This is a genomic window from Desulfosceptrum tomskiensis (genome assembly GCF_049818055.1).
Taxonomy (GTDB): Bacteria; Bacillota; Desulfotomaculia; order Desulfotomaculales; family JASEER01; genus JBFLVT01.
The window spans coordinates 2,104,877-2,118,017 of record NZ_CP187479.1 but is presented as its reverse complement, the minus strand read 5'-3'; the positions used below and the strand labels follow the sequence as shown (position 1 = coordinate 2,118,017).

Below are 13,141 nucleotides of genomic sequence, written 5' to 3'. Positions count from 1 at the left end.
AATGAATCTTTTTTCCTGTTTGAATAGGGCCGAAGTCTCATAAAATTCAGACCAAAGGCTTAAAGCAAGATGTAAAAAAAGAGAGAAGCAGGGTCCCTTTCGGTCCTGCTTCCATTTATATTTGCGATCTTCGTTTGAATACTGAAGCTGTTACCGTAACACCCGGTTCAACCCTTCGCGCCAAAGGTCGGCGGCCTTGAACCGCAGCCGGACCTCGACCGGCGGGGCCATCTCGCCGGCGGCCGCCGCGGCGACAGCGCCGTCCTGCCCGCCGCTCACGAAGCACAGCGGGGGGAAAAGCACGCACCACCAGTTCTGCCCGGACCCTTCGCCGATCACGACGCGCACCGCCTCATACTCCCCGGCCGGCACCTTCCAGGACCCGTAGACCCTGTCCGGGAAGGGATACCGCCCGTAATAAACCCTCACCGGGTAATCGTAGCCGCTGCGTTGAACCTGCTTCCGGCTGACTTCCTGGATCATACCGACGTTGGCCCTAACCACTTCACGAGCCTCTTCCGCGTTCCTGATACCTCCAACCTTCGGCGTCATGGCCCGGACGACCGCGTCGCGGACCTCGAGCTTTAGAGCCTGATCGGCCTCGCTATCGCTGTTGGCGATAACATGAAATCGGATGAGGTTATCAGCATTATAGGTCTGCATGGCCTTGCCCGACCAGTACCAGAAGGCCGAACCCATTATGATCAAGCTTATCCCGAACGTTAAAGCCAGTATCTTTTTGCGCATCATCCCGCCCTCCAGCTATCGTCAATCACCGGCCAAAACACTTGGCCGGCTGATCTTTTTAACAGTTTCCTGACCATAGTCTTAACCAATTAGCAACTCACTTACTCGCCTTTTAGAGCGTTTTTCAACAGTCCCAAAAACAAGAAGGGGGAGGACCATAGTCCTACCCCTCTTCAAAATTATAGACCGTGCACCTGCCTCTGGAAGACGACTTCCGGGCGTTACCGGCCGCAGGTTGCTCAGGCCAGGTGACCTCACGGCACCCGGAGGGATTCCCTTAGTGCTGCTTCCGTCAGGACCTGACACGGTTCAGGAAGCTCCGTCGCGCGAGACCCAACCGTCAACGCCCCTTACGGCGGTCAGACCCCACAAGCCGCAACCGCGGGCAGGAATTCAACCCCGCTATAGCGGATTGCGGGTTACAGGGCGCCGCTACCTCCCCGTCTAGCACGGCCATATTGTGATGTGAGAGGTGTGAAGTCGGAAGTGTGTAGTCCCGCTATACACCGCTCACCTCTTATTTCGTAAAAAGACACTTAACGTGAGAAGCCCTACAGGTTTCCATGCCCGCCTCCGACCTCTCACGTCTCACTTCTCAAAGTGGAGGCCTTTCCCACATCGGACCTCTCACGTCTCACTTCTCAAAGTGGAGGCCTTTCCCACATCGGACCTCTCACGTCTCACTTCTCATATGGCGGAGAGAGTGGGATTCGAACCCACGAGGCGGTTACCCGCCCACACGCTCTCCAGGCGTGCGCCTTCATCCGCTCGGCCATCTCTCCACGTAAGGATGATACTCTGAAGACTTATGAAGCTGTCCGTCCTATGATCGTGACCAATCCTCATTGTACCATCAATACTTCCCGATTTCAAGCCACCGATCATCATAATAATTGACTTAGTCTATAGCTTAGTCCATATTATAGATATGGAGGTGCTTAACGATGCAGGTAAATATCCATGAAGCCAAGACCCATTTTTCCAAACTCCTGGCGCGTGTTAAGCAAGGCGAGGAAATTGTCATCGCCCACGCCGGAAAACCGGTAGCGCGCCTGGTGCCGGCAGTTGAAAAACCGTATAGGCGGGCACCCGGCAGCGCAAAAGGGAGGGTCCGCCTCGCTCCCGACTTTGACGCCCCGCTTCCGCCGTCGGTCCTGGAGGCGTTTGAAAAGTGAGGGTTCTTCTAGACACCCATGCTTTCCTGTGGTGGATTGCCGACGATCCCAGGTTATCTTCCAAAGCCCGCAGCATCATCAGCAACGGTAACAATACGCTGTTCTTGAGCGCTGCCAGCGGCTGGGAGATGACCATTAAGACCAGACTTGGCAAGCTGGAGTTGCCGGATGACTTCAAAGAGTTTATCGCCGAGCAGCTTGTCATTAACGGTATCGATTCTTTGCCCGTGCAAATGCGCCATGCTTTACATATTCATACCCTGCCGCCCCTCCACCAGGACCCTTTTGATCGGATGTTGATCGCCCAGGCTCAGCTTGAAGACCTGCCCATCCTGACCGCCGATCCACAGATAGCCCAGTACCGGGTTGAAGTCCTATGGTGATAGCAAGAATTAACAGGACTATTCTGTCCTATCGCTGACGGCAGCCATAGCTTTCAACCAGTTTCGCATCAGGCTGGCGTAGCCCGAAAGACGCTTGTAAATCGTCTCGGCGAGTTCAGCGTTATATGTATGCACGGTCCGGTTTCGATCATCAGCCATTTCCAGACCGAGACGGACGCTATCCTCAGTGAGTAAACCTACCCTGAACGAAGCCCTTAGGACGCCCTTAGGGGAACCTACATCAATACCTTCAAATTCCCTGAGAAATCCCTGAGCTGCCTTCCACGCCGCTTCAAAGGTGTACTCAAATCGCTGGATGGCGGCATCGCGTTCAATCGGCGAGGGCGGGCGATTGAGATTTATAACTTCTTCCAGGGTCTCCAGGGCCCGGAGAGCCACCGAGATTCTTTCCTTTACTCGTTCCAAAGCAATCCCTCCCGCTCTACGCGCTCTCTGAAAGCCGGGCTAGCCTCTGAAAGGTCCACGAGATCCACCTGATAGGGAACATTGCTTTCCTCAAGAGCATCGCGGATCGCGCTCAAAAGCCCCCGCGGCAAAGGTTGCTTGGATAAAACAGCCACATCGACGTCCGAAGACCACCACGCATCATGCCGCGCCCGGGAACCAAAAAGGTACACACGGGCTTCAAACCCCCGAAGTCCCTGAAGCACAATACGCCGGACTTCCTCAAGGACTCCACCGTTCAATTTGTCGGATGCCACTCTGGTGTTCCCCATCGTGATATCACGTCCGTTTTCCAATGCATTCCATCTACATAAGTATATTGCCGGTCCGGATTTTCGGCAATCACCTTAGGCTTAAAAAAGTTTCTTAAAAATCAAGCCGAAATACGTGCCGGACATGGCTGGAAGAGCGTATCACCTGTTATATACGCAGCGCCGCCGTATCCACCTTAGGGACCAGCCCTGCTTGCGCGGCCCGGCTGAGCAGGGCGGTTACCGCCTCATACCCCGTCTCGCCTAAATCCATGGTGAACTCGTTCACGTAAAGCTTGATGTGCGCTTTTACTACTTCAGGGGACAGCTCTTGGGCGTGGCTCAGCACGTACTCCCGCGACGCCTCCGGGTGTGCCCAGGCATAGGCCAGCGACGCCCGGATCGAGCCGGCGACCGCCGGCAGATCCAGTGACCGGCGGGCGATGATCGCGCCCAGCGGAAGCGGCAGGTTGGTATCGGCCTCCCACCAGCCGCCTAGGTCGGCCAGGAGAGTCAGTCCGTACGAAGGGTAGGTGAAGCGCGCCTCGTGGATCACCAGCCCTGCATCAACCATACCGTCCCGCAACGCCGGCATGATCTTGTGGAACGGCAGAACCACGATCTCGCCCACGCCCCCCGGCACGTGTTCAGCGGCCCACAGCCGGAACAGCAAGTAGGCGGTTGATCGCTCGCTCGGTACCGCCACCCGCCTGCCGGCCAGCACCGCCGGATCGTCGGCGCCGCCTGCGCCGCTTTTCGTCAGCACCAGCGGCCCGCATCCTCTGCCCACCGCACCCCCGCACGGCAGCAGCGCGTACTCGGATAACACCCATGGCAGGGCCGCATACGAAATCTTGACCACCTCCGGCCCGTTGAAGCCGGCGGCCAGGCTGTTCGTGACGTCGATATCCGCATAGGTCACGTCAAGCTTCGGTGCACCGGGGATCAGTCCGTGGACCCAAGCGTGGAAAATGAACGTGTCGTTGGGGCAAGGAGAGAAGGCAATTCTCACCGCAATACCTCCGATAATACTGAGCTGGCTGCCTCCAAAACGTCCAGCGCCTCTTTGATACGCCATGCGGTCCGGTCGCGCGGACCGACCCGGTTAGAGACGGCGCGAAGCTCCAGAACTGGTACACCGCGCTCGTGCGCGGCAAAAGCCACGCCATATCCCTCCATGGCCTCGGCGGCGGCCCCCGGCACCCGTGCGGCCAACTCCGCGGCCCTCTCGGCCGTACCCGTCGCCGTCGACACGGTGAGCACAGGGCCGGCTACGACCGGCAACTTGGCCGCGAGCAGGGCCTCCGTCACACTGTGCACCAGGCCGGCATAGGCCCGGATGTGGGTGGAGCCGAAACCCAACTCCTCCAAACTGCTGAAACCTTCAGGGGTCTCAACTCCCAGGTCGGCGGCAACGATCTCGTCCGCCACTACAAGGGAGCCCACCTCGGCTTTACCTGGAAAGCCTCCGCCGATGCCGGCGCTCACGACCAGGTCGTACCTGGCGGTTGCCAACACCTTCGCCGTGTTGGCGGCGGCCGCCACCGGGCCAACGCCGGCCACCAAGACGTCAAACCGGCTATCGCCGCGCAGGCCGCGCAACACCGCTTCCCTCTCCGCCGAGACGGCCGTCATCACGAGAATACGCATTTCGCTTTTCACCTTCAAGGCCGGAGCCGCTGCAAACCACCGGCTGATTGATCATATCATTTCCCTTAGCATTTCGACAAATAGTTATTTCCTTCCCTTTTTTCCCTGCTCCCCGGACAGCCGGAAAGAGCGGAGAGAGTGGGATTCGAACCCACGAAGAAAAACAGCCGATCAAGTCGGTGATTAAGTCTTCCCAGGAAGCAGATAGCCGTGCTTTTCAGCATGACCCAGGAGATAAAGAAAGGCAAATGCCGGGATGGCAATAATCGGCGTTCTAACCGCGAAATCAAGCGTTCCGTAATCCTCCGGACGCTTGGTGATCACCAGGGCGGCAGCAGTCTGTATATCGTCGGCCACCTCGACGATAGCGTCTCCTATCCCTATCTTGGCATCTTCCCTGTACTTGACCTCGATCAAAAGCCGTCCCACAGGCGAGTAATCAACCACTATGTCAATTTCTTTGTCCGCCTTTCCGGTCTGCCGGTAGTAGCCAACCCTCGTTTGCTGCCGGTAGTAAAAAGCGGCGACGTGCTTGTACACGGCGGTCTCCACGATTATCCCCATTTCATCCGGGTTCGTCAGGACATCGTCGGCCATGAGGACAGCATTCCTAATTGCGGCATCAGCGATGTAGACTTTAGGTTTTGCTTTTAGGGTTTTCTTCCCGCTGATTTCCACCGGATTGCTAATATAGATGAGGTTGGCTGCCTCCAGTATACTCAGGTAGTTCGAAACCGTTTGTCGAGCCACCCCGATTTCCTTTGCAAGGGTGTCAATGGTAATAAGTCCCCCGGAGTGAATGCAGATGTAGAGAAACACTTTTTCCAGCTCGGCAACATTGCGAACACTAAACAACGCGGTCAAATCCCTTTTTAAGACCTTATCGACCACGTCCTCCCGGAGTATTCTCTGCGCAAACGGCAGGTCATCTGAGAGTGCAATTTCGGGAAATCCACCGATCAACAAATAGCGATGGAAGTATTTTTCTAGCACGGAAAGCGACCGCATGAGGTCATCCAATTCATGCCGGGAAAGCCTTGCTAATTCGCTCGGCTTGATTTCCGGTCGCAGCTTGGGCCTGTCCCGTACATTGATCAACTCACAGTACTCATAAAAAGAGAGGGTCGGGATCCTGATGACCGTCCACCGTCCCACCCCGCTTTCGGCCGCCTGGGCGGCCAACACCGGGCTGGCGGAACCGGTTGCAACAATTTTCCACGTCGGGCGGTGGTCGTAGAAGTATTTCAGCCAACGGTCCCACTCGTGCGCATAGTGTACTTCGTCAAAGAAGAAGTAGAGGTCTTCGTTGCCACCGCCTACGTTAGTCTCGTAGATCTCAACCACTTCGTCTAAGGTACAGAACTTGAGAATGGGATGGTCCAACGATACATAGAGAATCTGCTTTCCAGGTATCCCCCGACCCAGCAAATCTTCGATGAGTTGGTATAGAATTGTTGTCTTCCCCACTCTGCGGGCGCCCGATAGAATCACTGAACGCCGGATCGTCGGGTGGTTAAGAACCTTATCTGCTTCGTAATAGGCAAATCTCCTTACCGGCTTCGTCGATTCTCTGGGGACATTGCCTGTCGTCCACCAGGGATTAAAAGAAAACAAGACCTTCAGCAGTCGCTCGCGGCTTATAATCACCATTGAACATCACCTATTTTACATTTTTGCCACTATTATTGTAACATATACTTTGCAAAAATCAAGGGTTGGGCCTGGTTGAGCCCTGATTCAAACAAAAAAGTGAGAGGTTAGCTTACATCTAACCTCTCACTTCTGAATTTAAAATGTAAGAACTCCGGCGCTTTCCTCTGTTTCGCGCCTCAGACTTCTCACATCTCAGTTCTTATATGGCGGAGAGAGTGGGATTCGAACCCACGAGGCGGATTTTGGTCCGCCTACTCGATTTCGAGTCGAGCGCCTTCGACCAGACTCAGCCATCTCTCCGCGTCGGTCTACTGTATTACAAATTGTGCGTTTGGCAACCGGCAAACCTCATTGTTCTTCCCGCAAGCGCCGGAAGAACTGCTGCATGATTGCCCGGCACTCTTCTGCCAAGATGCCCGGGACAACCTCCACCTGGTGGTTGAAGCGCGGTTCGCGCAGGAGGTCCAGCACAGACCCGGCCGCGCCCGCCTTGGGGTCGTCGGCCCCGTAAACCACCTTGCGCACACGGGCTTGCACAATCGCCCCCGCGCACATCGGGCAGGGTTCCACGGTGGAATAGAGCGTAGCTTCGCTTAAGCGCCAGTCGCCGAGCTTCCGGGACGCCTCGCGCAGGGCCAAGATTTCGGCGTGGGCTGTCGCGTCATCGAGCATTTCGCGCAGGTTGTAGCCGCAGGCCACGACCTGCCCATTGACCACCACCACGGCCCCCACCGGGATCTCGCCGAGGGCAAAAGCTTTCTCGGCCTCTTTCAGCGCCTCGCGCATGAAGCCCTCGTGTTTTTCCCGCTCCACCCTGCCGATCATAAGGATTTCAGGTGCCCGAGGTCGGAGGTCAGAATAGTAATCTCAAGAATGGTTCTGGTGAACTGCCGCAAATCAAACCTCCGGCTTCGTCTTTTCACTTCCTGCAACAATCATAAGAATACCGGATGACTAATCCTCCGCATCGGCTGGGCCGATGCTTCCTCTGTTTCCGACCTCCAACTTCTGACCTCTAACTAGTTTTAGAATCCGGAATCGCTTTAGCGATTCCTTCGTCTGTTCAGACCTCTGACTTCTGGCCTCTGACTTCTTTATTGGTGCGCCCGGAGGGACTCGAACCCCCGGCACGCGGTTTAGGAAACCGCTGCTCTTTCCTCCTGAGCTACGGGCGCAATTCTGTCGTCGGTCGTCGGCAGCGGTTTTCCGGGATGATGCTGGCTAAGATTTATGGAACTAATAAAATTGGAATTCGCCTGGCGAATTCCTTCAAGTCCGACGTCTGACGTCCGACGACTGATATCTGTTTTGTGGCGCGCCCGAAGGGATTCGAACCCCTAACCTACAGATCCGTAGTCTGTTGCTCTATCCATTGAGCTACGGGCGCACAATTTAGATATGTGAGGCGGGAAGTCAGTCGTGGGTAGCCCTGGGAACTCTCCGGGGTTAACTACTCACCTCTGACCTCTCACATCACACGTCTCAATTTAGATATGTGAGGCGGGAAGTCAGTCGTGGGTAGCCCTGGGAACTCTCCGGGGTTAACTACTCACCTCTGACCTCTCACATCACACGTCTCAATTTAGATATGTGAGGCGGGAAGTCAGTCGTGGGTAGCCCTGGGAACTCTCCGGGGTTAACTACTCACCTCTGACCTCTCACATCACACGTCTCAATTTAGATATGTGAGGCGGGAAGTCAGTCGTGGGTAGCCCTGGGAACTCTCCGGGGTTAACTACTCACCTCTGACCTCTCACATCGCACGTCTCATATGGCGGAGAGAGTGGGATTCGAACCCACGAGGCAGGTTTTGCCCGCCTACTCCCTTAGCAGGGGAGCGCCTTCGACCTGCTCGGCCATCTCTCCAAACTCGGTATACGGTCGCCGGACGCCGTCTTTAGGACGAACAACGCCGACAACCACCCTTAATCTTATCAAAAAAACCGTTCCCCGCTCCACTTCCGCCACCGACGTCTAACAACTTACTTTTTAATCCTGGAATTCGCCCCCGGCGAATTCTTTCGAGTCCGACGTCTGACGCCCGACTTCTGACGTCTGAAATGGCGGAGGGGGTGGGATTCGAACCCACGGAACCGCGTCAGGGTTCAACGGTTTTCAAGACCGCCTCCTTAAACCGCTCGGACACCCCTCCGTATGACCGCGGCTCAAGCAAAATTTAATATACCACAGACGCTTAACCCATGTCAAGGATACCGTATGAGCAGCATTTGCCTGTCAGCGCTTGATTTTCTTGGCATTGAGCATTGAGCGTTGAGATGATTGAAGGGTTCGGCAGCGCCGAATTCCTTTCCTCGTTAATCTCAGTGCTCAGTGCTTAGCGCTCACAGCCGAGAATTGAGCCCCTCTACACGGGCTCAATTCTCGTTATGCCGCCCATGTACGGCCGCAGCGCCTCCGGTATCACTACCGATCCGTCGGCTTGCTGGTAATTCTCCAGGATGGCCGCCACCGTCCTCCCCACGGCGACGCCCGAACCGTTTAACGTATGCACAAACTCCGCCTTGGCGCGCGGCTCGGGCCGGTACCTGATATTGGCCCGGCGGGCCTGGAAGTCAGTGAAATTGGAGCATGAGGAGATTTCCTTGTAGCTCTGGTAGCTCGGAAGCCACACCTCCAGGTCGTAGGTCTTCGCCGCCGAGAACCCTATGTCGCCGGTGCAGAGGAGGATGATCCGATAGGGCAGTTCGAGGAGTCTCAGCACCTCTTCGGCGTTGTGTACCAGTTTTTCGAGTTCCTCATCCGAGTCTTCCGGGCGGCAGAGCTTGACCAGCTCGACCTTATTGAACTGGTGCTGCCGGATCAGGCCCCGCGTGTCGCGTCCGGCCGCCCCGGCCTCGGCCCGGAAGCAGGCGCTGTAGGCTACAAAGTAAGCCGGAAGCATTTCAGCGTCCAGGATTTCGTCGCGGTAGTAGTTGGTCACGGGGACCTCGGCCGTCGGGATGAGGTAGTAGTCCTGGCCCTCGACCTTGAACATGTCCTCGGCGAATTTGGGCAGCTGGCCCGTACCGACCATGCTGGCCCCGTTGACCAAAAACGGCGGAAAGAGCTCGGTATACCCGTGACGGGTAACGTGCAGGTCCACCATAAAGTTGATCAGGGCCCGCTCCAGCCGGGCGCCAATCCCGCGGTAAAAACTGAACCTGGCCCCGCTGACCTTGCCCCCGCGCACAAAATCGATGATCCCCAGTTGTTCCCCCAGGTCCCAGTGCGCCTTGGGCGTAAACGCGAAGTTGCGCGGCTCGCCCCAGCGGCGGATCTCGACATTGTCCTCTTCGCCCTTCCCGTAGGGAACCGACGGGTGAGGAATGTTGGGGATCTGGAGCATCAGAGACTGGATGTTTTCCTCCGCGCGGCGGACATCCTCGTCCAGTTCCTTGATCCGCTGGGAAACCTCGCGCATCTGGACGATCAAATCATCGGCGGGCTGACGGGCCTTCTTCAGCCGGGCGACTTCTTCGGAAACAGAGTTGCGCCGGTTCTTGAGCTGCTCGACGGTAAACAGTATCTGCCGCCATTCGTCGTCCAGGTCGAGGAGCTGGTCGAGGTTGAAATCCACGCCCCGCTTCCTCAGTGCTTCCCGGACCGCGTCAGGGTTTTTGCGCACGAACTTCAAATCAAGCATCGTATCACCCCGTAATAGCTGTGAGCATTGCGCATTGAGCATTGGGCTTTGGGCGTTGAGCGTTGGGATACTTGAGGGGATTTCAGCAAGCTGAATCCCTTTTCCCTATTCCTTACAATCTCAGTGCACAGTGCTCATTGCTCAGTGCTATTCTGCGCACAGTGCCCAGTGCAGGCGCCTTCGGCGCCTAAAGACTTACCATTCGTACATCTATAATCCCGTTCACCTTGCGCATTTCGTCAAGCGCCGGGGCCGGCACCGGGCTGTCGATAACCAGCATCATCACGGCCTTGCCGCCGACAACCTTGCGCCCGACCTGCATAGCCGCGATGTTGACCTCGTGTTCCCCGAGCAGGGTTCCCACCCGTCCGATGATGCCGGGTTTATCGATATGCGGAACCACCAGCATATGCCCGCTGAGCACAGCGTCGACGCGGTAGCCGTCGATAAGGACCACGCGCGGGTCGGAACCCTGGAACAGCGTCCCTGCCAGCTCGTGCTGGGACTCGCTGGCGATGACCTTCACGGTCATCAGGCTGCTGTAGTCCTCTTCGCGGTCGGACTTCGTCTCGTTGACCTCGATGCCCCGGTTTTTGGCCACGATCATGGCGTTAACGAAGTTGACCCGCTCCTGCAGGATGGTGTCCAGGATACCCTTGACAATGGCCGTCGTTATCGGCGACACGGGCTTGTCAGCGAGCTCACCGCTGTAAGTGATCTCAACCCGCCTGATGCGCCCGGACAAAAGCTGGGCGTGGAAGCGGCCCATCTTCTCGGCCAGGTCGAGGAAGGGACGGATCGCCTTGAGGATGTCGGGACGCAGCGATGGAATATTGACCGCGTTTCGCACCAGATCTCCGCGCAGGGCGGCGATAATCTCCTCGGCGACGTCGGTAGCCACGCAAACCTGAGCTTCGCAGGTAGACGCACCCAGGTGGGGCGTACAGATAAAGTTTGGAAGTTTAAAGAGGGGGCTGTCGGTCTTCGGCTCCACCTCGAAGACGTCTAGGGCGGCGCCGGCCACTTTACCCGCAGTCATGCCCTCATACAGGGCGTCTTCGTCAACGATGCCGCCGCGGGCGCAGTTGATGATCCGGACACCCGGTTTCATCAGCCTGATGGCCCGCTCGTCGATCATGTGATAGGTCTCTTTGGTTTTGGGCATATGGACGGTGATAAAATCGGCGTTCGCGATGACCTCGTCGAGGCTCATCAGCTTGACGCCGAGTTCCTGCGCCCGTTCCTCGCTGATATAGGGGTCGTAGGCGATGACGTTCATCTCCATCGCCTGGGCCCTCTTGGCCACACCGCTGCCGATACGGCCCAATCCCAGGACCCCCAGGGTCTTGTTGCGCAGCTCAACACCTGTAAAGGCCTTTTTATTCCAAATTCCGGCCTTCATAGCCGCGTCGGCCTGGGGCACATTGCGGGCCAGAGCCAGCATCAGCGCCATCGTATGCTCGGTAGCCGCAATGGTGTTTCCTTCCGGGGCGTTGACCACGATGATGCCCTTTTCGGTGGCGTATTTCACGTCGATATTGTCCACGCCCACGCCGGCCCGGCCGATAACCTTGAGGTTGACGCCGGCATCCATAACCCGCCGGTTGACCTTTGTGGCGCTACGGACGATGATCGCATCGAATTCCGGGATGATGGCCACCAGTTCGTCCTCGGTTATCTTGTTCCGGACCTCAACTTCAATTCCCGGTTGCCCCAGCAGGACATTGACCCCTTCCTGCGCAACGTTGTCGGTTACCAGCACTTTCACTCCGTTACACCCCCAGAAAAACCTTTTGGGCAGCCTTGACGCCGGCCCCGAGAGTCACCCTGTGGCCCAGCTCGCCGAGCGCCATTTCAAGGGCGGCGAGGCCGCTAAGAACGTCCAGCTGATCGGCATAGCCCATGTGGGCGATGCGGAAGATTCTGCCTTTGAGCTCAGCCTGCCCGCCGGCGAACAGCACGCCATACTTGTCGAGCAGCAGCTTGCGCAAGGCGTCGACTTCAACGCCTTTCGGGCCCCGGACGGCGGTGACGGCGGGAGAAGCGACGTTTTCCGGCGGCAGGAGCTTGAGCCCCAGGGCCTTGACCCCGGCCCTGGTCGCCTCGGCCAGCAGCTTGTGGCGGGCGAAAACCTGCTCCAGCCCCTCGGCGAGGATCAGGTCCAGGGCCGCATCCAGCGCGTAGAACAAGGATACGCCGGGCGTATACGCGGTGTTCCACTTCTTATAAGCTTTCCTGGCCGCCTCCAGGCTGAAGTAGTAACGCGGCGAGCTGCATTCAGCCACGACCTTCCAGGCTTTCTCGCTCACGCTGATGAAGGCGAGGCCCGGCGGCACCATCAGGGCTTTCTGGCTGGCCGTCACGACGATATCCACGCCCCAAGCGTCGGTTTTAAGGTCGATGGCTCCCAGGCCGCTGACGGCGTCCACGCAGAGGATGGCGCGGTGGTCCTTCGTCAGCCGGGCCAACCCCTCGATGTCGTTGACGACGCCGGTGGACGTCTCGTTCTGCGTCGCCAGAACGGCCTTGATGCCGGGGTCGGCGGCCAGGCGCTCGCGCACCAGGTCCAGGTCGTACGGCTGGCCCCACTGAAAAGCCAACTCCTCGACCTCGGCGCCGAAGACCTGGGCCAGGTCGCGGAATCGTTCCCCAAACTTGCCGCCCACCAGAGCCAGGACCTTATCCCCGGGATTCACCGTGTTGGCGACGGCGGCTTCCAGCGCCCCCGTGCCGGAACTGGTCAGGATGAACACTTCGTTGCCGGTCTGCATCACCTGTTGGAGTTTGCCCGTGAGTTTTTCGGTGAGTTCGGCGAACCCCTTGCTGCGGTGACCGGTCATCGGGCGCGACAGCGCCTCGCTGACCTCCGGCGGCAGCGGCGTAGGTCCCGGAATCATCAGGCGCAGTTTTTTGGTCATTACTAGCTCTCTCCCCCTGGTCAGTACCTTTGACTGAAGTTTTTATGGAAATAAAAAAGCTCCTCGCCCTGGGAAAGGACGAGAAGCATTCTCCCGCGTTGCCACCCTTCTTGGCTCGCATGAGCCCGCTCGATCCGATAACGGTTCGGCACCGTCCCCGCTTACTCCGCTTTCAACGAGGCCCCCTTCGGGGAGGAATTCGCCACCGTCCCTGCCGGCTCGCACCGACCGCCGGCTCTCTGAAAAGGAGAAAGTG

At 57.6% G+C, this 13,141-nt stretch carries 12 protein-coding genes, 6 tRNA genes, 1 other RNA gene and 1 other annotated feature (1 of these 20 only partly in view); of the genes, 2 read left to right on the top strand and 17 right to left on the bottom strand.

Going from position 1 to position 13,141, the window contains the following annotated elements; all coding sequences use genetic code 11:
* Positions 1-150: 150 nt before the first annotated feature.
* The 3 genes from spoIIR to ACPV0M_RS10765 form a co-directional block, all read right to left on the bottom strand.
* A complete protein-coding gene (spoIIR, locus tag ACPV0M_RS10775) occupies positions 151-747 on the bottom strand; it encodes a stage II sporulation protein R (RefSeq protein WP_425620633.1) in 597 nt (198 codons plus the stop codon).
* Between the two features lie 186 nt (positions 748-933).
* An RNA gene (gene ffs / locus ACPV0M_RS10770) (signal recognition particle sRNA large type) lies at positions 934-1,200 on the bottom strand.
* A 239-nt stretch (positions 1,201-1,439) separates the two neighbouring features.
* Positions 1,440-1,529, bottom strand: a tRNA-Ser gene (locus tag ACPV0M_RS10765).
* 162 nt (positions 1,530-1,691) lie between these two features.
* Here ACPV0M_RS10765 and ACPV0M_RS10760 point away from each other — a divergent pair.
* A complete protein-coding gene (locus ACPV0M_RS10760) occupies positions 1,692-1,922 on the top strand; it encodes a type II toxin-antitoxin system Phd/YefM family antitoxin (protein ID WP_425620632.1) in 231 nt (76 codons plus the stop codon).
* Complete coding sequence (locus tag ACPV0M_RS10755) at positions 1,919-2,305, top strand: type II toxin-antitoxin system VapC family toxin (protein WP_425620631.1); 387 nt, start codon at positions 1,919-1,921, stop codon at positions 2,303-2,305. Before ACPV0M_RS10760 ends, ACPV0M_RS10755 begins: the two co-directional genes overlap by 4 nt.
* A gap of 18 nt (positions 2,306-2,323) precedes the next feature.
* On the opposite strand, the gene ACPV0M_RS10750 is transcribed toward ACPV0M_RS10755, so the two are convergent.
* The 14 genes from ACPV0M_RS10750 to ACPV0M_RS10685 form a co-directional block, all read right to left on the bottom strand.
* Positions 2,324-2,731 carry an HI0074 family nucleotidyltransferase substrate-binding subunit gene (locus ACPV0M_RS10750; protein WP_425620630.1) on the bottom strand — a complete coding sequence of 136 codons (408 nt, stop codon included), beginning with the start codon at positions 2,729-2,731 and terminating at the stop codon, positions 2,324-2,326.
* The gene (locus tag ACPV0M_RS10745; RefSeq protein ID WP_425620629.1) at positions 2,719-3,066 is read right to left on the bottom strand and encodes a nucleotidyltransferase family protein; all 348 of its coding nucleotides are present in this window, start codon (positions 3,064-3,066) and stop codon (positions 2,719-2,721) included. Before ACPV0M_RS10745 ends, ACPV0M_RS10750 begins: the two co-directional genes overlap by 13 nt.
* 124 nt (positions 3,067-3,190) lie before the next feature.
* The gene (locus tag ACPV0M_RS10740) at positions 3,191-4,033 is read right to left on the bottom strand and encodes a 1,4-dihydroxy-6-naphthoate synthase (protein WP_425620628.1); all 843 of its coding nucleotides are present in this window, start codon (positions 4,031-4,033) and stop codon (positions 3,191-3,193) included.
* On the bottom strand, positions 4,030-4,671 hold the full coding sequence (locus tag ACPV0M_RS10735; RefSeq protein WP_425620627.1) for a futalosine hydrolase: 642 nt from the start codon (positions 4,669-4,671) through the stop codon (positions 4,030-4,032). Before ACPV0M_RS10735 ends, ACPV0M_RS10740 begins: the two co-directional genes overlap by 4 nt.
* A 183-nt stretch (positions 4,672-4,854) precedes the next feature.
* Positions 4,855-6,321, bottom strand: a complete 1,467-nt coding sequence (locus ACPV0M_RS10730; RefSeq protein WP_425620626.1) for an ATP-binding protein — start codon at positions 6,319-6,321, stop codon at positions 4,855-4,857.
* A 207-nt stretch (positions 6,322-6,528) separates the two neighbouring features.
* Positions 6,529-6,624, bottom strand: a tRNA-Ser gene (locus tag ACPV0M_RS10725).
* Between the two features lie 48 nt (positions 6,625-6,672).
* Entirely contained in the window at positions 6,673-7,149 is a 477-nt protein-coding gene (gene tadA, locus ACPV0M_RS10720) for a tRNA adenosine(34) deaminase TadA (RefSeq protein ID WP_425620625.1), read from the bottom strand.
* Between the two features lie 273 nt (positions 7,150-7,422).
* Positions 7,423-7,499: transfer RNA gene (locus ACPV0M_RS10715), tRNA-Arg, on the bottom strand.
* Between the two features lie 136 nt (positions 7,500-7,635).
* Positions 7,636-7,711 (bottom strand) — tRNA-Arg (locus tag ACPV0M_RS10710).
* A 385-nt stretch (positions 7,712-8,096) separates the two neighbouring features.
* Positions 8,097-8,190 (bottom strand) — tRNA-Ser (locus ACPV0M_RS10705).
* 195 nt (positions 8,191-8,385) lie between these two features.
* Positions 8,386-8,476 (bottom strand) — tRNA-Ser (locus ACPV0M_RS10700).
* Between the two features lie 213 nt (positions 8,477-8,689).
* A complete protein-coding gene (serS, locus tag ACPV0M_RS10695; RefSeq protein ID WP_425620624.1) occupies positions 8,690-9,967 on the bottom strand; it encodes a serine--tRNA ligase in 1,278 nt (425 codons plus the stop codon).
* A 187-nt stretch (positions 9,968-10,154) separates the two neighbouring features.
* Positions 10,155-11,735, bottom strand: coding sequence for a phosphoglycerate dehydrogenase (serA, locus tag ACPV0M_RS10690; protein ID WP_425620623.1), 1,581 nt, complete (start codon positions 11,733-11,735; stop codon positions 10,155-10,157).
* A gap of 4 nt (positions 11,736-11,739) precedes the next feature.
* Positions 11,740-12,885, bottom strand: a complete 1,146-nt coding sequence (locus ACPV0M_RS10685; protein WP_425620622.1) for a pyridoxal-phosphate-dependent aminotransferase family protein — start codon at positions 12,883-12,885, stop codon at positions 11,740-11,742.
* Between the two features lie 71 nt (positions 12,886-12,956).
* Positions 12,957-13,141 (bottom strand) — a binding site (T-box leader); it runs 27 nt beyond the window's last position.